This window comes from Delftia sp. Cs1-4 (assembly GCF_000214395.1).
Classification (GTDB): Bacteria; Pseudomonadota; Gammaproteobacteria; order Burkholderiales; family Burkholderiaceae_C; genus Comamonas; species Comamonas acidovorans.
In genome coordinates this window covers 6139931-6163936 of sequence record NC_015563.1, presented here as the reverse complement: position 1 = coordinate 6163936, position 24006 = coordinate 6139931, and the positions used below count along the sequence as shown (strand labels likewise).

Annotated in this window: 21 protein-coding genes; 12 read left to right on the top strand and 9 right to left on the bottom strand. The window is 69.2% G+C overall.

What is annotated here, in order from left to right; all coding sequences use genetic code 11:
- Positions 1-22: 22 nt before the first annotated feature.
- Positions 23-1696 carry a TIGR04028 family ABC transporter substrate-binding protein gene (locus DELCS14_RS27015; protein ID WP_013804437.1) on the bottom strand — a complete coding sequence of 558 codons (1674 nt, stop codon included), beginning with the start codon at positions 1694-1696 and terminating at the stop codon, positions 23-25.
- A gap of 251 nt (positions 1697-1947) precedes the next feature.
- Here DELCS14_RS27015 and DELCS14_RS27010 point away from each other — a divergent pair, with 251 nt between their 5' ends.
- From DELCS14_RS27010 to DELCS14_RS27000, 3 genes are all read left to right on the top strand, one after another.
- Positions 1948-2499, top strand: coding sequence for an OsmC family protein (locus DELCS14_RS27010; RefSeq protein ID WP_013804436.1), 552 nt, complete (start codon positions 1948-1950; stop codon positions 2497-2499).
- A 25-nt stretch (positions 2500-2524) separates the two neighbouring features.
- Positions 2525-3364 (top strand): VOC family protein, encoded by an 840-nt coding sequence (locus DELCS14_RS27005; RefSeq protein ID WP_013804435.1) that lies wholly within the window; start codon positions 2525-2527, stop codon positions 3362-3364.
- Between the two features lie 116 nt (positions 3365-3480).
- Entirely contained in the window at positions 3481-4737 is a 1257-nt protein-coding gene (locus DELCS14_RS27000) for an Hsp70 family protein (RefSeq protein ID WP_043796941.1), read from the top strand.
- Here the strand turns inward: DELCS14_RS27000 and rsmI are convergent, their stop codons facing one another.
- Entirely contained in the window at positions 4738-5679 is a 942-nt protein-coding gene (rsmI, locus tag DELCS14_RS26995) for a 16S rRNA (cytidine(1402)-2'-O)-methyltransferase (protein ID WP_013804433.1), read from the bottom strand. It abuts the gene before it with no gap.
- On the opposite strand from rsmI, the gene DELCS14_RS26990 reads away from it, so the two are divergent.
- The 3 genes from DELCS14_RS26990 to DELCS14_RS26980 all read left to right on the top strand — a co-directional run bounded on the left by DELCS14_RS26990 (position 5679) and on the right by DELCS14_RS26980 (position 7505).
- A complete protein-coding gene (locus DELCS14_RS26990) occupies positions 5679-6095 on the top strand; it encodes a YraN family protein (RefSeq protein WP_013804432.1) in 417 nt (138 codons plus the stop codon). The two genes, rsmI and DELCS14_RS26990, sit on opposite strands and share 1 nt — an antisense overlap.
- A 73-nt stretch (positions 6096-6168) precedes the next feature.
- The gene (locus DELCS14_RS26985) at positions 6169-6777 is read left to right on the top strand and encodes an SIS domain-containing protein (RefSeq protein ID WP_012202994.1); all 609 of its coding nucleotides are present in this window, start codon (positions 6169-6171) and stop codon (positions 6775-6777) included.
- On the top strand, positions 6774-7505 hold the full coding sequence (locus tag DELCS14_RS26980; protein ID WP_013804431.1) for a BON domain-containing protein: 732 nt from the start codon (positions 6774-6776) through the stop codon (positions 7503-7505). Before DELCS14_RS26985 ends, DELCS14_RS26980 begins: the two co-directional genes overlap by 4 nt.
- Positions 7506-7704: 199 nt before the next feature.
- Here the strand turns inward: DELCS14_RS26980 and DELCS14_RS26975 are convergent, their stop codons facing one another.
- The 4 genes from DELCS14_RS26975 to DELCS14_RS26960 all read right to left on the bottom strand — a co-directional run bounded on the left by DELCS14_RS26975 (position 7705) and on the right by DELCS14_RS26960 (position 11707).
- Positions 7705-8616 (bottom strand): NAD(P)-dependent oxidoreductase, encoded by a 912-nt coding sequence (locus DELCS14_RS26975; RefSeq protein WP_013804430.1) that lies wholly within the window; start codon positions 8614-8616, stop codon positions 7705-7707.
- Between the two features lie 125 nt (positions 8617-8741).
- Positions 8742-9878, bottom strand: a complete 1137-nt coding sequence (locus tag DELCS14_RS26970) for a PilT/PilU family type 4a pilus ATPase (RefSeq protein WP_012202997.1) — start codon at positions 9876-9878, stop codon at positions 8742-8744.
- Between the two features lie 121 nt (positions 9879-9999).
- Positions 10000-10632: a cyclic nucleotide-binding domain-containing protein gene (locus DELCS14_RS26965; protein WP_012202998.1), complete on the bottom strand. Its 633-nt coding sequence runs from the start codon at positions 10630-10632 to the stop codon at positions 10000-10002.
- 31 nt (positions 10633-10663) lie between these two features.
- Entirely contained in the window at positions 10664-11707 is a 1044-nt protein-coding gene (locus tag DELCS14_RS26960; protein WP_012202999.1) for a type IV pilus twitching motility protein PilT, read from the bottom strand.
- 37 nt (positions 11708-11744) lie between these two features.
- Here DELCS14_RS26960 and DELCS14_RS26955 point away from each other — a divergent pair, with 37 nt between their 5' ends.
- Positions 11745-12470 (top strand): YggS family pyridoxal phosphate-dependent enzyme, encoded by a 726-nt coding sequence (locus DELCS14_RS26955; RefSeq protein ID WP_013804429.1) that lies wholly within the window; start codon positions 11745-11747, stop codon positions 12468-12470.
- Between the two features lie 38 nt (positions 12471-12508).
- On the opposite strand, the gene DELCS14_RS26950 is transcribed toward DELCS14_RS26955, so the two are convergent.
- Positions 12509-13777 carry a branched-chain amino acid ABC transporter substrate-binding protein gene (locus tag DELCS14_RS26950; protein ID WP_013804428.1) on the bottom strand — a complete coding sequence of 423 codons (1269 nt, stop codon included), beginning with the start codon at positions 13775-13777 and terminating at the stop codon, positions 12509-12511.
- Between the two features lie 26 nt (positions 13778-13803).
- Positions 13804-14526, bottom strand: coding sequence for a TetR/AcrR family transcriptional regulator (locus DELCS14_RS26945; protein WP_013804427.1), 723 nt, complete (start codon positions 14524-14526; stop codon positions 13804-13806).
- 159 nt (positions 14527-14685) lie between these two features.
- Between DELCS14_RS26945 and DELCS14_RS26940 the strand changes: the two genes are divergently transcribed.
- The 5 genes from DELCS14_RS26940 (at position 14686) to DELCS14_RS26920 (ending at position 22429) form a co-directional block, all read left to right on the top strand.
- A complete protein-coding gene (locus DELCS14_RS26940) occupies positions 14686-16284 on the top strand; it encodes an AMP-binding protein (protein WP_013804426.1) in 1599 nt (532 codons plus the stop codon).
- 146 nt (positions 16285-16430) lie between these two features.
- Positions 16431-19724, top strand: coding sequence for a carboxyl transferase domain-containing protein (locus DELCS14_RS26935; protein ID WP_013804425.1), 3294 nt, complete (start codon positions 16431-16433; stop codon positions 19722-19724).
- A 100-nt stretch (positions 19725-19824) separates the two neighbouring features.
- Positions 19825-20967 (top strand): aminotransferase class V-fold PLP-dependent enzyme, encoded by a 1143-nt coding sequence (locus DELCS14_RS26930; RefSeq protein ID WP_013804424.1) that lies wholly within the window; start codon positions 19825-19827, stop codon positions 20965-20967.
- A gap of 33 nt (positions 20968-21000) precedes the next feature.
- Positions 21001-21420 (top strand): FKBP-type peptidyl-prolyl cis-trans isomerase, encoded by a 420-nt coding sequence (locus tag DELCS14_RS26925; RefSeq protein WP_013804423.1) that lies wholly within the window; start codon positions 21001-21003, stop codon positions 21418-21420.
- Between the two features lie 88 nt (positions 21421-21508).
- Positions 21509-22429, top strand: coding sequence for a DMT family transporter (locus DELCS14_RS26920; protein WP_013804422.1), 921 nt, complete (start codon positions 21509-21511; stop codon positions 22427-22429).
- On the opposite strand, the gene norR is transcribed toward DELCS14_RS26920, so the two are convergent.
- Positions 22413-23996 (bottom strand): nitric oxide reductase transcriptional regulator NorR, encoded by a 1584-nt coding sequence (norR, locus tag DELCS14_RS26915; RefSeq protein ID WP_013804421.1) that lies wholly within the window; start codon positions 23994-23996, stop codon positions 22413-22415. The two genes, DELCS14_RS26920 and norR, sit on opposite strands and share 17 nt — an antisense overlap.
- Positions 23997-24006: the final 10 nt, after the last annotated feature.

Genomic DNA, 24006 nt, shown 5'->3' with positions numbered 1-24006 from the left:
GGTTCCTCAGGGAGCGATCCGGTCAGCGCCTGGCCAGCCAGGTGCTGTAGAAGCTGGGCCGGCCCACGGCCTCGAAGCCCACGTCGCGCACCCAGCCTGCGCCCGCAAAGGCCTGGGGTTCCTCGAAGATGGGGATCACATAGGCCTGGTCGATCAGGTAGTTCTGCACCTCGCCGGCCAGCGCCAGGCGCTTGGCGGCATCGGTCTCGGCCGCGATGGCGTCGAACAGGCCGTTGAGCTTGGTGTCCTCAAAGGACTTGACCTTCTGGCTCACGCCGCCCTTTTGCAGCAGCACGTTGCGGTTGGTCGGGTAGTAGTTGCTCTTGATCACGTCGGGATCGGCGCGGCCCACCATGCCGGGCAGCACGCCGGTCTTGTCGGGGTCCAGCGTGTCCACCGCGCGGCTGCCCGCGTCGCCCGACAGCACGTTGAGCTTGACCCCGATGCGCGCCCACTGCTGGGCCACGAGCTGCAGCGTCTCCTTGTTCTGCGGCTGGGGCAGGGACTCGTAGGTGGACAGCACGAAATCGCGGCCGTCCTTCTGGCGCAGGCCGTTGGCGCCCAGCGTCCAGCCGGCCTCGTCCAGCAGCTGTTTCGCCTTGGCCTCGTCATAGGCCAGCTTGGCCGACAGGTCCACGAAGCCGGCCGCCGTGGAGGCAATCACCGAGCGCGCCTGCGGATAGCGCGGCGAGAACAGCGTCTCCACGATCTCCTTGGCATTGGTGCCGTGCAGCAGCGCCTGGCGCACCTTGAGATCGGCCACCAGGGCGTTGTCCGGGCGGATGGCCACGCTGTTGTTCACGCCGCGCGTGGGCGGGGCGTAGATGCTGAACTTCTGGTCCTCGACGCGCTTTTCGTCATAGGCCTGGATCTGGCGGATCAGCCCGGCCTGCCCGGCCAGCAGCGCGCCGATGCGCACGCTGTCCTCGGGCGTGACGATGAACTTCACCTCGTCCAGCCGCGCGCGGCCCTGGTGGGCCAGCTTGGCGGGGCCCCAGGCATAGTCCTTGCGCACCTTGAGCACCAGCTCCTTGCCCAGCGTCTCGCTGGCCACCACGAAGGGGCCGGAGCCGATGATGCGCGTGGCGTCGCCCAGCTCCTCGAAGGGGCGGTCCAGCGTGGCCGGCGAGACCAGGCCCGAGCCGATCACCGAAGTGCCCTGCAGAAAGCCCGGCGAAGGCTTTCTGAAGAAGAACTTCACCGTCAGCGGGTCGATCACCTCGCTGCGCTCGTAGTTGTTGATCACCTCGGACACCGGCTGCTTGAGCGCCTTGTTGCCCAGGCCATAGGTGTCGAAGTTGCGCGCCACGGCCGCCGCGTCCAGCGGCGTGCCGTCGGAGAAGGTGACGCCGGGCCGCAGCTTGAAACTGTACTCGGTGGCGTCGGCATTCACGGTCCAGGACTCGGCGATCCAGGGCTGGATCTCCAGCGTCTTCGGGTCCTGGTAGGTCAGCTTGTCGGTGATCTGGTTGAGCACGCCGCCGTTGGGATAGAAGCCCCCGGCCGGCGGATAGAGGTTGGTATGGGCCTGCTGCTCCAGGTAGACCAGGGTGCCGCCTTCCACGGGGCCAGCAGCCGCGCCCGCCTGGGCCGTATCGGCCTGCCTGGAGCACGCCGCCAGCAGCAGGCTGCTGCCCGCCAATACCGCTATCGCGGCCTTCCATGCCACCTGACCCGCCTTCGATTGGGAAAACACGTTCGTACCTCGCCGCCGCTGGGGCGCTGAAAAACAAGACTGCCGGCCACAGGACCGGCTCCATGTTTTTCATGCTATCGATGCCAAATATTTGCGCTCATATATCGAGTTGCATCGATATTTGGAAAACGACTAAGGGATGGGGCCCCCGCATATCTGCCCAGTGCATAAGCGCAGACGGATTCGTTTGTTTGCCGCGCATGCGGCGGTCCCAACAATGGGCTGGTACTTCCTTCACCGAAAGCCCGTCCATGAGCCATCTCAACGAATACCTCGCCGAAAAGCGCGCCGCCGTGCTCGCCCGCAGCGCCGCCGTCGCGGCCGGCACGGCCCAGCCCGCCCACCTCAAGGCCCATGTGCGCGCCGAGGGCCGCAGCGGCGTGCGCCGCCTGCGCATCCGCGAGCACCAGGTCATCAGCGACAGCCCGCCCGACTTCGCGGGCTACAACCTCGGCCCCAGCTCGCCCGAGCTGCAGCTGGGCGTGCTGGGCACCTGCGTCACCCACATCTTTCTGATCCAGGCGGCCGAGCGCCAGGTGCCCGTGGAGAGCCTGGAGGTCGAGGTCACGGGCATCATCGATCCGCGCGGCGGCAAGCCCGGCCACGAGGCCACGCCCATCTGGCCGCACGAGATCGGCTACACCGTGCACATCGACTCGCCCGCCAGCCGCGCCGAGATCGATGCGCTGTTCGAGGCCGTGGAGCGCACCTGCCCCATCCTCAACCTGCTGCGCAATCCGCAGAACATCCGCGCCGAAGTGCGCCATACCGACTCCAGCGCCGCCGCGCGCCTGGCAGCCTGAACACCGTGCGGAAAGCACCCCTGTCATGACCCTGCCACTCGACCACATCGTCATCGCGGTCCAGGACCTGGAACGCGCCATTGCCGACTACACCGCGCTGGGCTTCAACGTGCTGCGCGGCGGCGAGCACCCGGGCCGCTCCACGCACAACGCCCTGGTGGTGTTTGCCGACGGCGCCTATTTCGAACTCATCGCCTGGCGCGCACCCGCGCCCGAGGAGCGCTGGTGGCAGCAGCTGCAGCGCCATGGCGAGGGCATTGTCGATTTCGCGCTGCTGCCCACCGAGACTGGCGCCGTGGTTGCCGCCGCCCAGGCGCGCGGCCTGGACTACGAGGCGCCCTACGAAGGCGGCCGCCTGCGCCCCGACGGCGCGCAGCTGCGCTGGCGCAATGCACGCGCCCGCAGCCAGGACCTGCCCTTTCTCTGCGGCGACCTCACGCCGCGCGCCCTGCGCGTGCCCGAGGGCGATGCACGCGTGCACCCCAACGGCGCCACCGGCGTGGCCCGGCTGTACGTGGCCGTGCATGACCTGCGCGCCAGCCTGGCACGCTGGCGCGCGCTGCTGGGCGAGGGCGCCGACATTGGCGAGGCCCGGCTGTCGGACGACGGCAGCGCCTACCGCGCATCGCTGAGGCTGGGCGCCACTGCGCTGGGCGCCACCGCGCTGGTGCTGGCTGCGCCTGCCCAGGGCGTTGCCACGGGCACCCTGGGCCACCGTCTGGCCACGCGCGGTGAAGGCCCTTATGCCATCGAGCTGCAGGTACGCCAGCCCGCGTCTGCGCTGGCGCTGGACGAGACCGCCACGCATGGCGCGCGCATCGTGCTGGCCCAGGTTTCCCCGGCCAGGGAAACCGCCGCCGCCTAGGCGAAATGCGTGGGCGCTAGAATGGCGCCCCGCTGACACCCATGCCCACCCCGGTGGGCGTTTTCGTTGCAGCCGCGGCCTTCCTTGAGGGGCGCCGTGGCGCGGCGCTGCTTGCCATGACGACTGCTTCCACTCCTGCCACGCTGGGCATAGATTTCGGTACCTCCAACTCCGCCATGGCCTGGCGCACCCCCGGCCAGACCGCACGCCTGCTGCCGCTGGAGGGCGATGCCTGCGGCATGCCCACGGCGCTGTTCTTCCATACGGACGAGCACAGCACCCATTTCGGGCGCGATGCCATGGCCCAGTACCTGGACGGCGAGCCGGGCCGGCTCATGCGCTCCCTCAAAAGCCTGCTGGGCAGTGCGCTGCTGCAGGAAAAGACGGCGGTGCACGACCAGTTCGTGAGCTACCAGGACATCATCGGCCTCTTCCTGCGCCGCGTGGCCGACCGGGCGCGTGCCTCGCTGGACGGCCGCCTGCCCGAGCGCGTGGTGCTGGGCCGGCCCGTGCATTTCGTGGACGACCATCCCGAGCGCGACCGCCAGGCGCAGCAGGCCCTGGCCGATGCCGCGCGCGCCGCAGGCCTGGGCGAAGTGGATTTCCAGATGGAGCCCATTGCCGCCGCGCTGGATTACGAGCAGCGCCTCACGCAGGAATCCGTGGTGCTGGTGGTGGACATCGGCGGCGGTACCTCCGACTTCACCGTCGTGCGCCTGGGCCCCGAGCAGGCCGGCCGCAGCGATCGCCGCGACGACATCCTGGCCACCAGCGGCGTGCACATCGGCGGCACGGACTTCGACCACCGGCTCAACCTGGCCCAGCTCATGCCGCTGCTGGGCTACCGGCACATCGGCCCCAGCGGCCGCGAAGTGCCCAGCCGCGTGTTCTTCGACCTCTCGACCTGGCACCTGATCCAGTGGCTGTACTCGCCCAAGGCCCTGGCCGAGGCGCGCAACCTGCGCACCGACTACAGCGACCAGCGCCTGCACAAGCGCCTGATGGAAGTGCTGGAACTGCGCGAAGGCCACCGCTTGGCCGCCGTGGTGGAGCAGGCCAAGATCGAGGCCTCCACGCGCCATGCCGAAGCGGCCATCGAGCTGGGCTGGCTGGAATCGGGCCTGTCCGCCGCCATCTCGCCCGAGGTGCTGCACGAGCAGCTGCAAGGCCCGCTGCAACAGGTCGTGGCCTGCGCCCAGGACTGCCTGCGCCTGGCCGGCGTGGCGCCCCAGGCGCTGGACGCCATCTACCTCACGGGCGGCTCATCGGCCCTGCGCACGCTGCGCGATGCGCTGCGCGAGGCCTTCCCCGGCGTGCCGCAGGTCGAAGGCGACCTGTTCGGTGGCGTGGCCACCGGCCTCGCGTATGCCTGATCAATCCGCGTCGCCGTCCTCCTCGGCGGCCTGCTTGATAGCCAGCGCGGCGTCATAGAGGCGGTTGCGCGGTGCGCCCGTGATCTCGGCGGCCAGGCGCACGGCGGTCTTGGTGGGCAGCTCGGCCAGCAGCAGGCGCAGCACGCGCAGCGCTTCGCCGTCGGCCTCATCGCCACCCAGGGCCACCGGGTGCAGCACCACGGCGAATTCGCCCTTGCTGCGCTGGGGCACGGCCTGCAGCCAGGCCGGCAGCGCGCTGGCGGGCATGGTGGCAATGTCCTCGAACTGCTTGGTGATCTCGCGTGCCAGCGTCACCGGGCGCTCGCCCAGCGTGGCCAGGGCGGCGGCCAGGTCGGCAATGCGGTGGGGCGCCTCCAGCAGCACGGTGCAGCGCGGCTGCAGGGCCAGTTGCTGCACGGCGGCCAGGCGCTCGGCCGACTTGGTGGGCAGAAAGCCTGCGAAGACGAAACCTCCCTCGCCCTGCGAAGGCGTGACCGCGCCGGCCACGCTGATGGCGGCCGTGATGCTGCTGGCGCCGGGCAGCGGAATGCAGCGCAGGCCCGCGGCCTGCACGGCTGCGCACAGGCGTGCGCCGGGGTCGCTGACGCCGGGCGTGCCCGCATCGCTGACATAGGCGATGCGCTGGCCCTGCTGCAGCCGCGCCACGATCTGCTGGGCCGCCTCGGCCTCGTTGTGCTGGTGCACGGCCAGCAGCTGGCTGCCGGGCCGGTCCAGTCCATAGGAGCGCAGCAGGCCCTGCGTGTGGCGCGTGTCCTCGCAGGCCACGCAGTCCACCAGCTGCAGTACATGCAGGGCGCGCAGGCTGATGTCGGCCAGGTTGCCGATGGGTGTGGCCACCACGTAGAGGGCGCCCTGCGGATAATGCTGGGATGCCGCAGCATCCTTGGCTGCGCCCAGCGCGGTGGCGAAAGAGGTAGTCAATGGGTTTCCTTGCGAAAAAGCCGGCAGGCGCGGGGCCGTCTGCCCTCACGACCCGGCATCGGGGCCAGCAGGCCGAGGATGCGGCGCTGGCCCATCTGCAGGCGGCCGGCCTGCGTCTGGTCGAGCGCAATTATCGGACGCCGGGCCGCGGCGGCGGCGAGATCGACCTCATCGTGCAGGCGCGCGACGGCACCGTGGTCTTCGTCGAGGTGCGCAGCCGCGGCACGCGCGCCTTCGGCGGTGCCGGCGCCAGCATCGGTGCCACCAAGCAGCGGCGCATCGTATTTGCGGCGCGCCACTACCTGATGCGCTGGTCCGCGCCGCCGCCATGCCGCTTCGACGTGGTGCTGGTCGAGCCCGGCGCCGGGTCCGCCGTGCAGTGGCTGCAGGCCGCCTTTGACGCCGAAGGCGCCTGATCCGTTACCGCTGCAGCACAAATAACGCCTGGCTACGAAAGACTTCAAGGGCGGCAGTTATCATCGGGCCTCCATGCTTGAGCAACGTATCCAACAGCATTTCATCGACAGCGCCGACCTGAAATACCAGGCCGCCCAGGCGCTGAGCCAGCCCATTGCGGCGGCAGTGCAGGCCATGCTGGCCTGCGTGACCAGTGGCGGCAAGGTTCTGGCCTGCGGCGCGGGCGCCTCTGCCAGCGATGCCCAACTCTTCGCCGCCCTGTGCGTGGCCGGCTTCGAACGCGACCGGCCCGAGCTGGCTGCCGTGGCCCTGGTCTCCGACGGCGGCCTGCTGGGCACCGTGGGCGCCACGGGCTCGGGCGGCAACGCCACCCAGTACCTGGCGCGCCAGATACGCGCCCTGGGCCAGCCCGGCGACCTGCTGCTGGTGCTGTCCGCCACGGGCAACGACGTGGCCGTGCTGGAGGCCCTGGATGCCGCCCATGAGCGCGACATGATGGCCGTGGTGCTGACCGGCCGCACGGGCGGCTCCCTGGCCGGCCGCGTGCGCGAGACCGATGTTCTGATCTGCGTGCCGCACGACCGTGCGGCGCGCGTGCGCGAAACCCATACGCTGGTGCTGCACTGCCTGTGCGACGGCGTGGATGCCCAGTTACTTGGTGAACAGGAGATGCCTCTATGAAGTTCCGTTGGTCCCGCGCCGCCTGCGGTGTGCTCGCCGTCGCGTCCCTGGGCGCCGCCCTGTCGGGCTGCGTCGCCCTGGTGGGCGGCAGCGCCGTGATGGCCGGCATGTCGGTGGCGGACCGCCGCACCACCGGCACCCAGGTGGAAGACCAGGGCATCGAGCTGCGCGCCAACAACCGCATCGCCGAAGTGCTGGGCGACAAGGCCCATGTCAACGTCACCAGCTACAACCGCCAGGTGCTGCTGACCGGCGAGGCCGGCAATGAGGCCGACCGCCAGACCATCGAGAAGCTCGTGCGCGAGCAGCCCACGGTGCGCAATGTCTTCAACGAAGTGGTGGTGGCTCCCTTCACCTCCACGCTGAGCCAGCGCTCCAAGGACACGCTGATCACCACCCAGGTCAAGGCCAGCCTGCTGGACGCCAAGGACATCCAGGCCTCGGCCTTCAAGGTCGTGACCGAGAACAAGGTCGTCTTCCTGATGGGCATCGTCACCCCGCGCGAAGCCAAGCGCGGTGCCGAGATTGCACGCGGCATCAACGACGTGACCAAGGTCGTGCGCGTGGTGGAAGTCATCTCCGAGGACGAACTGGCCCGCATGCAGCCCCAGTCCGCCCCCGTGGTCACCGACGACTTCGGCAAGGCCGCCGCAGCCAGCGCTCCCACAAGCCTCTCGGAAAGCAGCCTGTCCACCCCCGCAGGCGCCACCGCCACCCCGGTGAAGTGATCACCGCCGCCTGAAAGCAAAAGCCGGAACATGTTCCGGCTTTTTGTTTTGGACATAGGAAGATCTCGTTCCTCAGGGCATAGCACTTGAATCTGGCAGGGCCTAAAGCCAGGGACACCAAGCAAGGGCCGCCCCGCAGCGATGGTGTCGTCCCCCTCCCTTGCGAAGCAAGTAGAGAGGGGGAAGCGGCGTAAGCCGCTCAGGGGGTGAGCCTCTTGATGAGGCTGGAGGTATCCCAGCGCCTGCCGCCCATCTGCTGCACATCGGCATAGAACTGGTCCACCAGGGCCGTGACGGGCAAACGGGCGCCATTGCGCTGGGCTTCGGCCAGCACCAGGCCCAGGTCCTTGCGCATCCAGTCCACGGCAAAGCCGAAGTCGAACTTGCCTTCGGCCATGGTGCGGCCACGGTTGTCCATCTGCCAGCTCTGGGCGGCGCCCTTGCCGATGACATCGAGCACGCTGGGAATGTCCAGTCCCGCGCGCTGGCCGAAGGCGATGGCCTCGGACAGGCCCTGGACCAGGCCCGCGATGCAGATCTGGTTGACCATCTTGGTGAGCTGGCCGGCACCGCTGTCGCCCATCAGCGTGCAGGCGCGCGAGAAGGCCATGGCCACGGGCTGCATGGTGGCGAAGGCGGCCTGGTCGCCGCCGCACATCACGGTGAGCTGGCCGTTCTGGGCGCCGGCCTGGCCGCCCGAGACGGGTGCGTCGATGAACTGCAGGCCCAGCTCCAGCCCGGCCGCATGCAGCTCGCGCGCGACTTCGGCCGATGCCGTCGTGTGGTCGGCGAAGATGGCGCCGCGGCGCATGCCCGCGAAGGCGCCGTCCGGGCCCAGCACGACCGAGCGCAGGTCATCGTCATTGCCCACGCAGCTGAACACGATGTCGGCGCCGGCCACGGCCTCGCGCGGCGTGGCCGCATGGCCGCCGTTGAACTCCTCGCACCAGGCGCGGGCCTTGGCCGGCGTGCGGTTGTAGACCGTGACGCGGTGGCCCGCCGTGGCCAGGTGGCCGGCCATGGGGTAGCCCATGACGCCCAGCCCGAGGAAGGCCACGGAAAGAGGGGCGGTGTCCGCATAGCTGCGGGCGGCGATGGAGGAGTCGGACATGGAAGCAATCCTGAGAGGTGGTGGGAGGCGGGTGGCGCAGGGCCGCGTCCGGCGCGGCCCTGGAAGGAGCCGGCATGCCGGCTCAGCGCACTGAAGGCGCGGTCAGGGCGTGCATGGCACGCCCCTCAGACGATGGCGAAATGCTCGGTGCCCGCCGCCAGGTCCAGCGACTTGGCGCGCTGGCTGCCCAGCTTGATCTGCAGCCGCAGGTCGTTGACCGAGTCGGCATTGCGCAGTGCATCCTCGTAGGTGACCAGGTTGGACTCGAACAGGTCGAACAGCGCCTGGTCGAAGGTCTGCATGCCCAGGTTGCGGCTTTTCTTCATGATCTCCTTGATCTCGGTGACCTCGCCCTTGAAGATCAGGTCGGAGATCAGCGGCGAGTTGAGCATCACCTCGATGGCGGCCACACGGCCCTTGCTGTCCTGCTTGGGCAGCAGGCGCTGGGAGACCATGGCGCGCAGGTTCAGCGACAGGTCCATCAGCAGCTGCGGGCGGCGGTCCTCGGGGAAGAAGTTGACGATGCGGTCCAGCGCCTGGTTGGCGCTGTTGGCGTGCAGCGTGGCCAGACACAGGTGGCCGGTTTCCGAGAAGGCGATGGCGTGCTCCATGGTCTCGCGGTCACGGATTTCGCCCATCAGGATCACGTCTGGCGCCTGGCGCAGGGAGTTCTTGAGCGCCGCGTCCCAGCTGTCCGTGTCCAGGCCCACTTCGCGCTGCGTGACCACGCAGTTCTTGTGCGGGTGCACGAATTCGATGGGGTCCTCGATGGTCACGATGTGGCCGTAGGAGCTTTCGTTGCGCCAGTCCACCATGGCGGCCAGCGTGGTGGACTTGCCCGAGCCCGTGGCGCCGACCAGGATGCACAGGCCGCGCTTGGTCATGGCCACCTCCTTGAGCACCTGGGGCACGCCCAGGCTGTCGATGGTGGGCAGGGCCAGCGGAATCGTCCGCATCACCATGCCCACGCGGCCCTGCTGGATGAAGGCGTTGACGCGAAAGCGCCCTATGCCCGGCGGCGAGATGGCGAAGTTGCACTCCTTGGTGCGCTCGAAATCGGCGATCTGCTTGTCGCTCATGACCGAGCGCGCCAGCGTCAGCGTGTGCACGGGCGACAGCGGCTGCGGCGACACCTTGGTGATGCGTCCGTCGATCTTGATCGCCGGCGGGAATTCCGCCGTGATGAACAAGTCGCTGCCGTTGCGGCTGACCATGAGCTTGAGCAGGTCGTTGATGAACTTGGTGGCCTGATCTCTTTCCATTGCCGTATTCCCCCGGGCATTGCGCGCCGTTGTGGCGCGCAGGTTGTTTTGTTATTTGCAGGTAGGCCGGTCCGGCCCGCAGGGGCCAGGCGTCCTCATATTCAACTCACTCACTCACTGTCTATGTGTGCTGCTCTTCGCCCAGGCGCACGCTGATGGCGCGCAGCCGGAACGAGAGCTTGCGCGCCAGCAGCGCCATCAGCTTGGCGGCCAGCGCGGCGTCCTTGGCCATCATCTCGTCCAGCGCCTCGGCGCTGAGCACGCCGATCTCGCAGTCGGTCAGCGTGGTGCAGCTGGAAAAGCGCGGCCCGCCGTCCAGCAGGGACATCTCGCCCAGGATGTCGCCGGGCCGCGTCTGCGCCAGGCGCATGCGCTCGCCCCAGGGCTGCTGGCGCTCCACGGCGATCTGGCCGGACAGCACCACGGCCATGAAGCTGCCGTTCTCTTCCTGGCGGATCACGTCGCGTTGCGGTGCCACGGCCGCGTAGATGAAGTATTCACTGAGCCGCTGCAGGCTGGCCGCATCCAGCTGGCCCAGGTAGCGGTCGCGCGACCACAGCTGCTCCAGCTGGCCCCCGCCGCCGCGCGGCAGCCGCGTGGCCCCGACCTCGATGGCGCGCGCCTCCCAGGGAACGGGAGGAGTGTGCGGATCCATGAAGCCATGCGCCGCCAGCGTGGTCGTGAAGAAGGCCGACTCGGAGGCCGGGGCCGAAGGCTCCTGGCCGCTTCGCAGCTTGCGGAAAATGCTTTTCATGGCGCGTGGCGAGAGGCTGGGCGGGTGGCGGTCAGCCCGGGAAGTTGTCCGGTATCTTGGCCTTGGCGCGGGCTTCCGCAGGGCTGATCAGGTTGCGCCGCACCAGATCGGTCAGGTTCTGGTCCAGCGTCTGCATGCCCACATTCTGACTCGTCTGGATGGTGGAGTACATCTGGGCCACCTTGGCCTCGCGGATCAGGTTGCGGATGGCGCTGGTGCCCAGCATGATTTCGTGGGCCGCGATGCGGCCCTGGCCGTCCTTGGTCTTGCACAGCGTCTGCGAGATCACGGCCTGCAGCGATTCGGAGAGCATGGCGCGCACCATCTCCTTTTCCTCGGCGGGGAAGACGTCGATGATGCGGTCGATGGTCTTGGCGGCGCTGGAGGTGTGCAGGGTGCCGAAGACCAGGTGGCCCGTCTCGGCCGCGGTCATGGCCAGGCGGATGGTTTCCAGGTCACGCATTTCGCCCACCAGGATGGCGTCCGGGTCCTCGCGCAGCGCCGAGCGCAGGGCGGCCGAGAACGACTGCGTCATCGGCCCGACTTCGCGCTGGTTGATCAGGCACTTCTTGGAGTCGTGCACGAATTCGATGGGGTCCTCCACCGTCAGGATGTGCCCGTACTCGGTCTCGTTGAGGTGGTTGACCATGCCGGCCAGCGTGGTGGACTTGCCCGAGCCCGTGGGGCCGGTCACCAGCACCAGGCCGCGCGGCTTCAGGGCCAGGTCGCCGAAGATGCGCGGCGCGTTGAGCTGCTCCAGCGTCAGGATCTTGCTGGGAATGGTCCGGAAGACGGCGGCCGCGCCCCGGTACTGGTTGAAGGCGTTGACACGAAAGCGCGCCAGCCCCTCGATCTCGAACGAGAAGTCCACCTCCAGGAACTCCTCGTAGGCTTTGCGCTGGGAGTCGCTCATGATGTCGTAGACCATGGCGTGGACCGTCTTGTGGTCCAGCGGATCGACATTGATGCGGCGCACATCGCCGTGCACACGGATCATCGGCGGCAGCCCCGCGGACAGGTGCAGGTCGGAGGCCTTGTTCTTGACGCTGAATGCCAGCAATTGGGTGATGTCCACGGAGTTCGCTCCCTCGTTTGGTACGCTGGCGGCAATTATGACGACGATTGAAAACAAGCTTCAACAGATTCACGAACGGATTGCCTCGGCCTGCGCGCAGGCGGGCAGGGCGTCCGGCTCGGTGCAATTGCTGTCCGTCTCCAAGACCTTCGGTGCCGACGCCGTGCGCGAGGCCGTGCTGGCCGGCGAGCGCAGCTTCGGCGAGAACTACATCCAGGAGGGCGTGGAAAAGATCGCCGCCGTGCGCGCCATGGGCCTGCCGGGCGGCGAGGCCCTGCAATGGCATTGCATAGGCCCCATCCAGAGCAACAAGACGCGCCTGGTGGCCGAGCATTTCGACTGGGCCCAGACCGTGGACCGCCTGAAGATCGCCGAGCGCCTGTCGGCCCAGCGCCCCGAGGGCCTGGCGCCGCTGCAGGTCTGCATCCAGCTGAACGTGGATGGTGGCGAGACCAAGGCCGGCGTGGCGCCGCAGCAGGCGCTGGAGCTGGCCGCTGCCATCGTGCAGCTGCCGCGCCTGGCGCTGCGCGGCGTGATGAGCATTCCCGACGATGTGGCGGGCTTCGAGGCCCAGCGCGAGGTGCATGCGCGCGCCACGGCCGTCTTCGAACAGATCCGCGCCAGCGGCCTGCCGGGGCTGGAGCGCTTCGACACGGTATCCATGGGAATGACCGGAGACCTGGAAGCGGCCGTGGCCGCAGGCAGCACGATGGTGCGCGTGGGCAGCGGCATCTTTGGCCAACGCAACTACGCCCCGCGCTGAGCGAGGCGTAGCTGGCTTAGCTGGCGGGGAAGGCCGCCTCAGCGCCCGCCGGGCCGCTTCATCTGGCAGGCCGTGGGCAATTCCACCTGCTCGGGCGTGTAGACGGCATCGGTGCGAAAGCCGTAGTTCGTGCCTTCCCAACCGGCCTTGACCAGCTTGCCGTCCACGGGCGCGATGGTGTTGACCACCTGGGGCAGCAGCAGCTGGTGGTCCTTGCCGCGCATGCGCACGGGGCCGACCACGGTGTCCATCTGCAAATCCTCCATGGCCAGCGCGATCTTCACGGGTTCGGTGGACTGTGCCTTGGCCATGGCTGCGGCCAGCATGCGCGGCACCAGGTCCATGCGCGGGGCCAGGAAGTCCTTGCCCATGCGGGCCTTGTATTCCTCGGCGCGGGCATCGGCCAGCGGGCGGCCGGCCTGGCCCGGGTGCCATTCGGCCACCCAGGTCAGCTGGCCGATGCGGGTCTGGGCGAAGGATGTCACCGTGCCCGGCATGCCGCCCGCGCTGTGGTTGAAGTAGCGCAGGTCATAGCCCGAGTCGGCGGCCGACTTGAGCAGCAGGGTCAGGTCCTGGCCCCAGTTGCCCGTGATCACCGAGTCCGCACCCGTTTCCTTGATCTTGGCCACATAGGGCGCGAAGTCCTTGACCCGGCCTATGGGGTGGAGCATCTCGCCCGTGAACTGGATGTCGGGCCGGGCCGCGCTCACCATCTGGCGCCCGTAGGCCGCCCACTGCTTGCCGTGGGCGTAGTCCTGGTTGAGCAGGTAGACCTTGCGGATGCCCGGCTGGGTCTTGATGTAGCTGGCAATCGCCTGCATGCGCATGGCGGTGTTGGCATCGAACATGAAATGCCAGAAGCTGCAGGCCTTGCCCGTCAGCTCGGGGTCGATGGAGGAATGGTTGAGCACCAGCACCTCCTTGCCCGGATTGCGCTGGTTGTGGCGCGAGGCCGCCTGCACCAGCGCCGCCACCACCGAAGAGCCCGAACCTCCCGTCACCACCACGCGCGCGCCCTGGTCAATGGCCGCCTGCAACGCGGCCTGGCTTTCCTGGGCCGAGAGCTTGCTGTCGAACTGCAGCAGCTGCAGCTTCGCGCCGTTGAACAGCCCGCCCTTGGCGTTCACATCCTCGACCGCGTATTGCACGTGGTCGCGCATCAGCTCGCCCGTACTGACGAAGGGGCCGGACAGCGGGTCGATGAAGGCGATCTTAAAGGTCTCGCCGCCCTGGGCGTGGGCAGCCGTGCTGCACAGCAGGGCGGCGGCGAGAACGATGGATGGCCGGGAAAAGCGGCGTACGGGCATGTCTTGTCTCCTCGAAGGAATGGTCGTCAGTCCTTGCCGGGCGGCTCGGCGCGGGGCCGGCTGCGCCGTGCAGGCGTCTTTTTCGCGGGGGATGCGGCAATGGCTTCGGGCGCGGTGGCTGGCGCCGTGCGCAGGCCCAGCACGCGGCTGGCCAGCTCGGTCAGCTCGGCCACCATCTCGGCCGTGCCCAGGCGGCCGCCGGGGCGGTACCAGTTGTAGAGAAAGCCCGGCAGGCTGCAGGCGGCCTGGGCGGTGATGCGTGTCTCGCGAAAGTCCAGGTGGCCGCTGGCGCGGCCTTCTTCGAGCAGCGCGCAGAACTGGCGATAGAACTGGCGCGCCAGCGTGCGCGAGGCCTTCATGTACGCAGGGCTGAAGGCCTGGGGCTCGCGGTACGGAAAGAAGGCCGCCGGATAGTGGGCAATGGTGGCCGCGATCAGCCGCTGCAGGCCGTCCACGGCCTTCTCGTGCGCGGCGCGCGCATCGTCGGCCGCGAAGTCCAGCACCGTGAAGCAGGCCTCGGTGGGCGCCCAGCACAGGGTCTCGAAGATCTCCTGCTTGTTGCGGAAGTAGTAGTAGACGAAGGGCTTGGTCACGCCCAGGGCCTGGACGATCTGCTCCATCGTGGTGTTGGCGTAGCCGTTGCGGTCGAACAGGGCCTCGGCTGCCTTGAGGATGCGTTCGCGCTTTTCATCGGAGCCGGCCGTGGGAAGGCGCTGGCGGCCGCGCGGGGTGACAGGGGGCTTGGGCATGCGGGAAATCTCGTGTCGCGTCGGTGGCTGCGATGGTTATACCGATGGGTAGCAATGTTCTACCAGCGGGTATATATTGGCAAGCCGCTGGACCCCAAAACAAATCAAGGCTATCCCTTAGGACTGGTTCCGGGATGGCCAGACACCCAGGAGACAAGCATGGCGGATTCCGAGACCCTCATTCCCCTGCATGAGGCCCTGCGCCGCAATGCGCGCAACCACCCCGGCCGCGACGCCTACATCTGGTATGGCCGCCACATCAGCTGGGCCGAGGTGGATGCGGCCAGCGACGCCTTCGCCGCGCGGCTGCAGGCGCTGGGCGTGGGCCGGGGCGAGCCCGTGGCGCTGTTCATGAACAACTGCCCGCAGTACATCGTGGCGCACTACGGCATCCAGAAGGTCGGCGCCATCGTCTGCCCCTGCGGGCCGCTGAACAAGGAGCATGAGCTGCAGTACCAGCTCGATGACCTCAAGGCCCGCGTGATCGTCGCGGCCGATGTGCTGCTGCCCGTGGTGGACAAGGTGCGCGCCAGCACGGCGCTCAGGCATGTGCTGGCCGTGCGTTATGGCGACTGGCTTCCTGAATCGGCCACGCTGGCGCTGCCGCCCGAACTGCAGGCCCCCGTGCAGCCGCTGCCCGAGGGCGTGGAATCGTTCTGGGATGTCATGCACAGCGGCGCCAAGCCCGTGCCCGTCGATGTCGCCATGGACGATGTCTCGCTGATGACCTATACCTCGGGCACCACGGGCCTGCCCAAGGGCGCCATGCTCAGCTACGGCAACGCGGCCAGCAAGACGGCCGGCGCCTCCAGCGCCACGGGCGTGAACGCCGGGGACATGCTGCTGGCCGTGGCGCCGCTCTATCACATTGCCGGCATGTCCATGGGCGTGAACATGCCCGTGCACAGCGGCGCCACCTGCGTGCTGCTGCACCGCTTCGACCCGCTGGCCGTGGCCCAGGCGCTGGAGCGCTACCGCGTGACCTGGTGGTACAGCATCGCACCCATGAACGTGGCCGTGATGCAGCTGCCGGGCGTGGAGGCCATGGACTTTTCCGCGCTGCGCCGCAACACGGTGACCAGCTTCGGCATTGCCTACACCGAGGAGCTGGCGCGGCAGTGGAAGCGCTTCACCCCGAACTGCATCTCCAGCGAGGCGGCCTATGGCCTCAGCGAGACCCACACCATGGACACCAGCATGCCCGGCGACGCCATCCGCTGGGGCACGCACGGCAAGCCGCTGCCCGGCAACGAGGTGCGCATCATCGACCCCGAGACCGGCGAGCCGCTGCCGGCCGGCGAAGTGGGCGAGATCACCATCCGCGGCCCCGGCAACTTCAAGGGCTACTGGAACAAGCCCGAGGCCACGGCCAGGACCCTGAAGAACGGCTGGGTCCACACGGGCGACATGGGCCGCATCGACGCCGATGGCTACCTGACCTTCATCGGCCGCTTCAAGGAAATGATCAAGGTCTCGGGCTACAGCGTCTTCCCCGAGGAGGTGGAGGCCATCCTCATCAAGCATCCGGCCGTGGCCCAGGCCGCCGTGATCGGTGTGCCCGACCCGCAAAAGGGCGAGGTCGTGCGCGCCTTCATCGTCACGCGGCCGGGCCAGCAGATCGCGGCCGAGGACCTGGTGCAGTGGTCGCGCGAGAACATGGCCAGCTACAAGGCGCCGCGCGAGGTGCGTTTCATCGAGGCGCTGCCCGCCACCGGCGCGGGCAAGGTGCTGCGCAGGATGTTGAAAGACACCCCCTGAGTCGCTTCGCGCCTTCCCCCTCTCTACCCGCTTCGCGGGGGAGGGGGACGACACCTTCGGTGCGGGGCGGCCCTTCCTCGGTGCCCCTTGCATTTGAGGGCGCCAGTTGCAAACGCTGTTGACCATTGATACCGGACCTTTTACCCATGTTCCAGAAGATCCTGATTGCCAACCGCGGCGAGATCGCGCTGCGTATCGTGCGCGCGCTGCGCGAGCTGGGTGTGCCGAGCCTGGCCGTCTATGCCGCAGACGATGCGCAGGCGCCCCATGTATCCGCTGCCGATGCAGCCGTGCCCCTGGGCGCCAGCGGCCCCTCGGCCTACCTGGACGGCGCCCACCTGCTGCGCATTGCGCGCGAGCACGGCTGCGACGGCATCCATCCGGGCTACGGCTTTCTCAGCGAGAACGCGGGCTTTGCCCAGGCCTGTGCCGATGCGGGTCTGCGCTTCATCGGCCCCACGCCCGCTCATCTGGCGCTGCTGGGCGACAAGGCCCGCGCACGCGATCTGGCGCGCCGCTGCGGCGTGCCGCTGATGCCGGGCAGCAGCGAGGCTGTCACGCTGGAACAGGCCCAGGCCTTCTTCGAGGCGCAGCAGGCCGGGGGTGCCAGCGGCATCATGGTCAAGGCCATCGGCGGCGGCGGCGGGCGCGGCATGCGTGCCGTGGCGCGCGCCGAGGACCTGCCTTCCGCCTATGAGCGCTGCCGCAGCGAGGCGCGCGCCGCCTTCGGCGTGGACGGCGTCTATGTGGAGCGGCTGATGACGGGCGCACGCCATATCGAGGTGCAGATCCTGGGCGACGGCGGCGCAGGCCCCATTGCGCTGGGTGAGCGCGAATGCACGCTGCAGCGGCGCTTCCAGAAGCTGGTGGAGATCGCGCCCAGCCCCAGCCTGGCGCAGCCGCTGCGCGAGCGCATCACGCGCGACGCGCTGCGCATGGCCGCCGAGATCGGCTACGAGAGCCTGGGCACCTTCGAATTCCTGGTCGATGCGGCCTCCGACTCCCTGCCCTATGTCTTCATCGAGGCCAACCCGCGCCTGCAGGTCGAGCACACCATCACCGAGGAGGTCTTCGGCATCGACCTGGTGCAAGCCCAGATCCGCATTGCGGCCGGCGATCACCTGGGCGAGCTGGGCCTGGATGCCAGGACACCGCCCGCGCCGCGCGGCTATGCCATGCAGTGGCGCATCAATGCCGAGACGCTGGATGCCGCAGGCCAGTCGCGCCCCGGCAGCGGGCGCATAGGCGCGCTGCAGTGGCCGGCCGGGCCCGGCATCCGCATCGACACGCATGCGGTGGCGGGCGCCAGCCCCTCGCCGCACTACGACACGCTGCTGGCCAAGCTCATCGTGCACAGCAGCGCGCCGCGCTTTGAAGACGTGCTTCGCCGCGCACGTCGCGCGCTGGACGAATGCCACATCGACGGGCTGGCCACCAATCTGCCGCTGCTGCAGGCGCTGGCCCGGCGGCCCGAGATGGCATCGCAGGCCGTGCACACACGCTGGCTTGAAGAGGCCCTTCCCGAGTTGGTGGCGGACGCCCAGGTGTTGGCCGAAGGCGCGCGCCGCACGGCTGTGGCCACCGAGGTTCCGGCGGCGGCCGAGGCTGCTGGCGCGCCCGTCCCCGAAGGCGCCATCACGGCCCCCATGCCCGCGCGCATCGTGCAGTGGAGCGTGGCCGTGGGCGATGCCGTGGCCGCAGGCGCCGAGCTGGGCGTGCTCGAAGCCATGAAGATGGAGCATGTGCTGCTGGCGCCGCAGGCCGGCACCATCACCCGACTGCTGGCCGAGGCCGGTGCCTATGTGGCCCAGGACCAGCCCCTGCTGGTGCTGGCCGCCGCCGAAGGCGTGCAGGCCGACGCACGCGCGCAGCAGTCCGCACAGGACCCGGACCACATCCGCGCCGACCTGCAGCGCGTCATCGACCGCCATGCCTTCACGCGCGATGCCGCCCGGCCCGAGGCCATGGCCAAACGCCATGCCCAGGGCAGCCGCAGCGCGCGCGAGAACATCGCCGACCTCTGCGACGCAGGCAGCTTCATCGAATACGGTGCGCTGGCCATTGCCGCGCAGACGCGCCGGCGCAGCATGGACGACCTGATTGCCAACACGCCGGCCGACGGCATGGTCACGGGCATGGGCTCCATCAACGGCGCGCAGTTCGGCCAGGAGCGCTCGCGCGCCGTCGTCATGTCCTATGACGCCACCGTGCTGGCGGGCACCCAGGGCGCGCGCAACCATGCCAAGACCGACCGCATGCTGGGCATTGCGCTGGCCCAGAAGCTGCCCGTGGTGCTGTTCGCCGAAGGCGGCGGCGGGCGGCCCGGTGACACCGACACGCCCGTGGTCGCGGGCCTGCATGTGCACACCTTTGCGGCCTATGCGGCCCTGTCGGGCCAGGTGCCGGTGATCGGCATCACCCATGGCCGCTGCTTTGCGGGCAACGCGGCCTTGCTGGGCTGCAGCGACGTGATCATCGCCACGCGCGCCAGTTGCATCGGCATGGGCGGGCCGGCCATGATCGAGGGCGGCGGGCTGGGCGTCTTCCGGCCCGAGCAGATCGGGCCCAGCAGCGTGCAGCATGCCAATGGCGTGATCGACGTGCTGGTCGAGGACGAGGCCGAAGCCGTGGCCGCCGCGCGCCACTACCTTTCCTTCTTCCAGGGCCGCACCACGGAGTGGACCGCGCCCGACACGCGCGCCCTGCGCCATGTGGTGCCCGAGAACCGGCTGCGTGCCTATGACACGCGTGCGGCCATGGCGCATCTGGTGGACGAAGGCAGCCTGCTGATGCTGCGCACGGGCTTTGGTGCAGGCATCCACACGGCGCTGGCGCGCATCGAAGGCCGGCCCGTGGGGCTGATGGCCAACAACCCCTCGCACCTGGGCGGCGCGATCGACGCCGATGCGGCCGACAAGGCCGCGCGCTTCATGCAGCTGTGCAATGCCCATGGCCTGCCCATCGTGAGCCTGGTGGACACGCCCGGCTTCATGGTTGGCCCCGAGATCGAGAAGACGGCCCAGGTGCGCCATGTCAGCCGCCTGTTCGTCACGGCGGCCAAGCTGCGCGTGCCGTATTTCAGCGTGGTGCTGCGCAAGGGCTACGGCCTGGGGGCCATGGGCATGACGGCCGGCAGCTTCCATGCGCCGGTGTTCAACGTGGCCTGGCCCACGGGCGAGTTCGGTGCCATGGGTCTGGAAGGCGCCGTGCGCCTGGGCTTCCGCAAGGAACTGGAGGCCCTGCCCGAGGGCGCCGAACGCAACGCCCTGTTCGACCGGCTGCTGGCCCAGCAGTACGCCCACGGCGAGGCCATGCACATGGCCGGCACGCTGGAGATCGACGCCGTCATCGACCCCGCCGACACGCGCGCCTGGCTGTCGCGCGGCCTGGCAGGGGCGCGCGTTGCGCCTGCCCAAGCCGGCTTCGTGGACACCTGGTAGGCCCTGAAAACGCCACGGACGGCATGCTAAGCTGGCCGCCTTTCCGACGAACATGATGGCGGGCCTGCGGTGCAGGCCCCGCTGCCTCTGGAGACTCCCCATGCCCGGACTTCTGCCCGATATCGATCCCGACGGCCTGCTCGAATTCTCGGTGGTCTACACCGACCGCGCGCTCAACCACATGTCCAAGCGCTTCGCGGGCGTGATGCAGGACATCCTCACCACGCTGCAGGAGGTCTACCACGCCCACACGGCCGTGCTGGTGCCGGGCAGCGGCACCTTCGGCATGGAGGCCGTGGCGCGCCAGTTCGCCAACCGCGAAAAGGTGCTCATCGTGCGCAACGGCTGGTTCAGCTACCGCTGGACCCAGATCTTCGAGGAAGGCGGCCTGGGCGGTGGCGCCGTGGTCTGCAAGGCGCGTCGCCAGGGACCGGGCAGCCAGGACCCCTGGGCGCCCTGCGCGGCCGAGGACGTGGCCGCCGCCATCCGCACTGAAAAACCCAAGGTCGTGTTCGCCCCCCATGTGGAGACGGCCAGCGGCATCCTGCTGAGCGACAGCTACCTGCGCACCGTGGCCGATGCCGCGCACGAGGTGGGCGCGCTCTTCGTGCTGGACTGCGTGGCCTCGGGCGCCATGTGGGTGGACATGGAAAAGACCGGCGTGGACGTGCTGATCAGCGCGCCGCAAAAGGGCTGGAGCAGCTCGCCGTGCTGCGCCATGGTCATGCTCTCGCAGCGTGCGCGCGAAGCCATCGAGCACACGCAAAGCTCCAGCTTCTCCTGCGACCTCAAGAAGTGGATGCAGATCGCCGAGGGCTACGAAAAAGGCCAGCACGCCTACCACACCACCATGCCCACCGACGCCCTGGTCCGCCTGCGCGACGTGATGCTGGAGACGCGTGCCTACGGCTTCGCCAAGGTGCGCGACGAGCAGATCGCCCTGGGCGCCAAGGTGCGCGCCCTGCTGGAATCGCGCGGCTTTCCCAGCGTGGCGGCCGAAGGCTGGAAGGCCCCCGGCGTCGTGGTCAGCTACACCACCGACCCCGGCATCCAGAGCGGCAAGAAGTTCATGGAAGCCGGCCTGCAGACCGCCTCGGGCGTGCCCCTGCAGTGCGACGAAGGCCCGGACTTCAAGACCTTCCGCATCGGCCTGTTCGGCCTGGAAAAATGGCACAACGTGGACCGCACCGTCGGCCACATCGCCAAAGCGCTGGACGATATCGGTGTCCCCGCCAAGGCGTGAACCCGCTGCAAACATTGCATTGAAAGAACCCTCATGAACAAGACCCTCACCACCCTGGCCGCCTCCTGCGGCCTGATGCTCGCCGCATTCACCGGCGTGGCGGCCCATGCGGCCCAGCCCGTCACCACGGCCAGCGGCCTGGTCTATGAAAGCCTCAAGGAAGGCACGGGCGCCAGCCCCAAGGCCAGCGACACGGTGCGCGTGCACTACCGCGGCTACTTCCCCGACACGGGCAAGGACTTCGACAGCTCCATCACGCGTGGCCAGCCCATCGAGTTCCCCTTGACCGGCGTGATTCCCTGCTGGACCGAAGGCGTGCAGAAGATGAAGGTCGGTGGCAAGGCCAAGCTGACCTGCCCGCCCTCCATCGCCTACGGCAGCCGTGGCGCGGGCAGCGTGATCCCGCCCAACGCTACGCTGAACTTCGAGGTGGAACTGCTGGGCATCAAGTGATGGCCGGCCCGCTGGCCGGGCCAGCCCCCGCTTGATGCAAAGCCGGCCTGCGGGCCGGCTTTTTTACGGTCGTTGAAAGGGATATGCCGTGGATTCACGCAAACCGCTGGACGCGCGCGCCGCCGCGCTGATGCTCATGCTGTGCCTGATCTGGAGCCTGCAGCAGATCCTGCTCAAGGCCACGGCCGATGCCATTGCGCCCACGCTGCAGATCGCGCTGCGCTCGGGCGTGGGCGCCGTGCTGGTGTGGCTGTTCATGCGCTGGCGCGGCATGCGCGTGCAGTGGGGCGACGGCAGCTGGCGCCCGGGCCTGGCCGTGGGCACGTTGTTTGCGCTGGAATTCCTGCTGGTGGGCGAGAGCATCAACCACACCTCGGCCGCCCATGTGGTGGTCTTCCTGTATTCCGCCCCCGTGTTCGCGGCGCTGGGCCTGCACTGGAAGCTGCCCTCGGAGCGCCTGGCGCCGCTGCAATGGCTGGGCATCGCACTGGCCTTTGCCGGCATAGCGCTGGCCTTCCTGGGCGGCGGCAAGCCTTCGAAGGCAGCCGGCGCCGCCATGCTGCTGGGCGATCTGCTGGCACTGGCCGCCGGTGTGGCCTGGGGCGCCACCACGGTGGCCATCCGCACCACGCGGCTGGCATCGCTGCCCGCCGCGCAGACCCTGCTCTACCAGCTGGCCACCGGCTTTGCGCTGCTCCTGCCCGCCGCCTTCCTGCTGGGCCAGACCCGCTTCGAGCCCACGCCGCTGGCCTGGGCCGGCCTGGCCTTCCAGTCCGTGCTGGTCTGCTTCGTGAGCTTCCTGGTCTGGTTCTGGCTGCTCACGCAATACCTGGCCTCGCGCCTGGGCGTGTTCTCTTTCATGACGCCCATCTTCGGCGTGGTCTTCGGTGCCTGGCTGCTCAGCGAGCCCATCGAGCCCAACTTCCTGGCCGGGGCACTGATGGTGCTGGCGGGGGTGCTGCTGGTGAGCGGGTATGGGTGGCTGATGTCGCTCAGGCGTCCTGCCTGACCAGTCCCAGCCGCCGCGCCAGCCGCTGCAGGTTGGCGCGGTCCATCTGCAGCTCGCGTGCGGCGGCGGCCCAGCTGCCGTGGTGGCGCTGCAGGCTGGCGTCGATCAGGTGGCGCTCGTAGCTCTCCACGGCTTCGCGAAGGCCTTGGGGGCTGGCGCCGGGCGATGCGGCCTGTGGGACGGGCAGGGACGGGGAGGCCGTCGCCGGGGGCTGCGCGTCATCCCGGAGATCGGCCTGGCCCAGCGTGACCATGCGAGCCCGGCCACCGGCTGGAGCGGTGGAGGGCGCACGGCTCAGCGCCCGCAGCACGCCGCGGCTGATGAGGTGCTCCAGCTCCCGGACATTGCCGGGCCAGTCCTGGGCCAGCAAGGCCGATTGCGCAGCGGGGTGCAGGCGCAGTCCGCCCAGGCCCAGGCGCGAACGGTTTTCCTCGAGGAAGAAGCCGGCCAGCATCAGCACGTCGCTGTCGCGCTCGCGCAGCGCGGGCACGCGCAGCGGGTAGACGCTCAGGCGGTGGAAGAAATCGGCGCGCATGCGGCCCGCCGCCACCTCGGCGGCCAGGTCGCGGTTGGTGGCGGCGATCACGCGCACGTCCACATGGTGTTCTCGGTCCGAGCCCAGGCGCTGCAGCTGGCCGCTTTGCAGCACGCGCAGCAGCTTGGCCTGCACGGGCAGGGACAGCTCGCCCACCTCGTCCAGGAACAGCGTGCCCTGGTCGGCCTGCTCGAACTTGCCGCTGCGCTCGGACAGCGCACCCGTGAAGGCGCCGCGCACATGGCCGAACAGCTCGCTTTCGACCAGGTTGTCGGGCAGGGCCGCGCAGTTGATGCTGACCAGCGCCCGGCCTGCACGCGCCGACTGCGCATGCACGGCCTGGGCCACCAGTTCCTTGCCCGTGCCGGTCTCGCCCGTGATCAGCACGTTGAGGTCGCTGGCCGCGACCAGGGCGATGTCCTTTTGCAGCGCGCGCATGGCCGGGCTCTGGCCGATCAGCGGACGCGATGACTCGCCCCCCGGGGCGGCGCCGGGCGCGGGCAGGGCGCGCGCACTGCGCGCCAACCGGCGCAGCCGCTCGGCCGTGGTCACGGTGGCCGCCGCCAGGTTGCTAAAGGCCTGCAGCGCCGCCAGCGCGGCCGGGTCGGCAAAGCGCCCGGGGTCCAGCGCGTCCAGCGTGAGAAGGCCCCAGGGCAGGCCGCCCGTCTGCAGCACGCAGCCCATGCAGTCGTGCACCTCCAGCGGTCCGTGGCCCTGGGCCACCAGACCGTCATAGGGATCGGGCAGCGGGCTGTCGGGCGCAAAGCGCATGGCCTGACCCGCCGCCAGCAGCTGGGCGAAGCGCGGGTGCTCGGCAATGCGAAAGCGCCGGCCCAGCGCATCGGGCACCAGGCCATCGATGGCCACGGGCCGCAGCCACTCGCCCTCCAGCCGCAGCAGGGCGGCGGCATCGGCCGGCAGCACGGCGCGCAGGGCTGCCAGCAGGCGGCGAAAGCGCTCGCGCTCGGGCAGGTCCTGGGCCAGGTCGGCCACCAGAGGGGTCAGGGCATGCAGGGCGGTGGATGTGGTCATAAAGACTGCG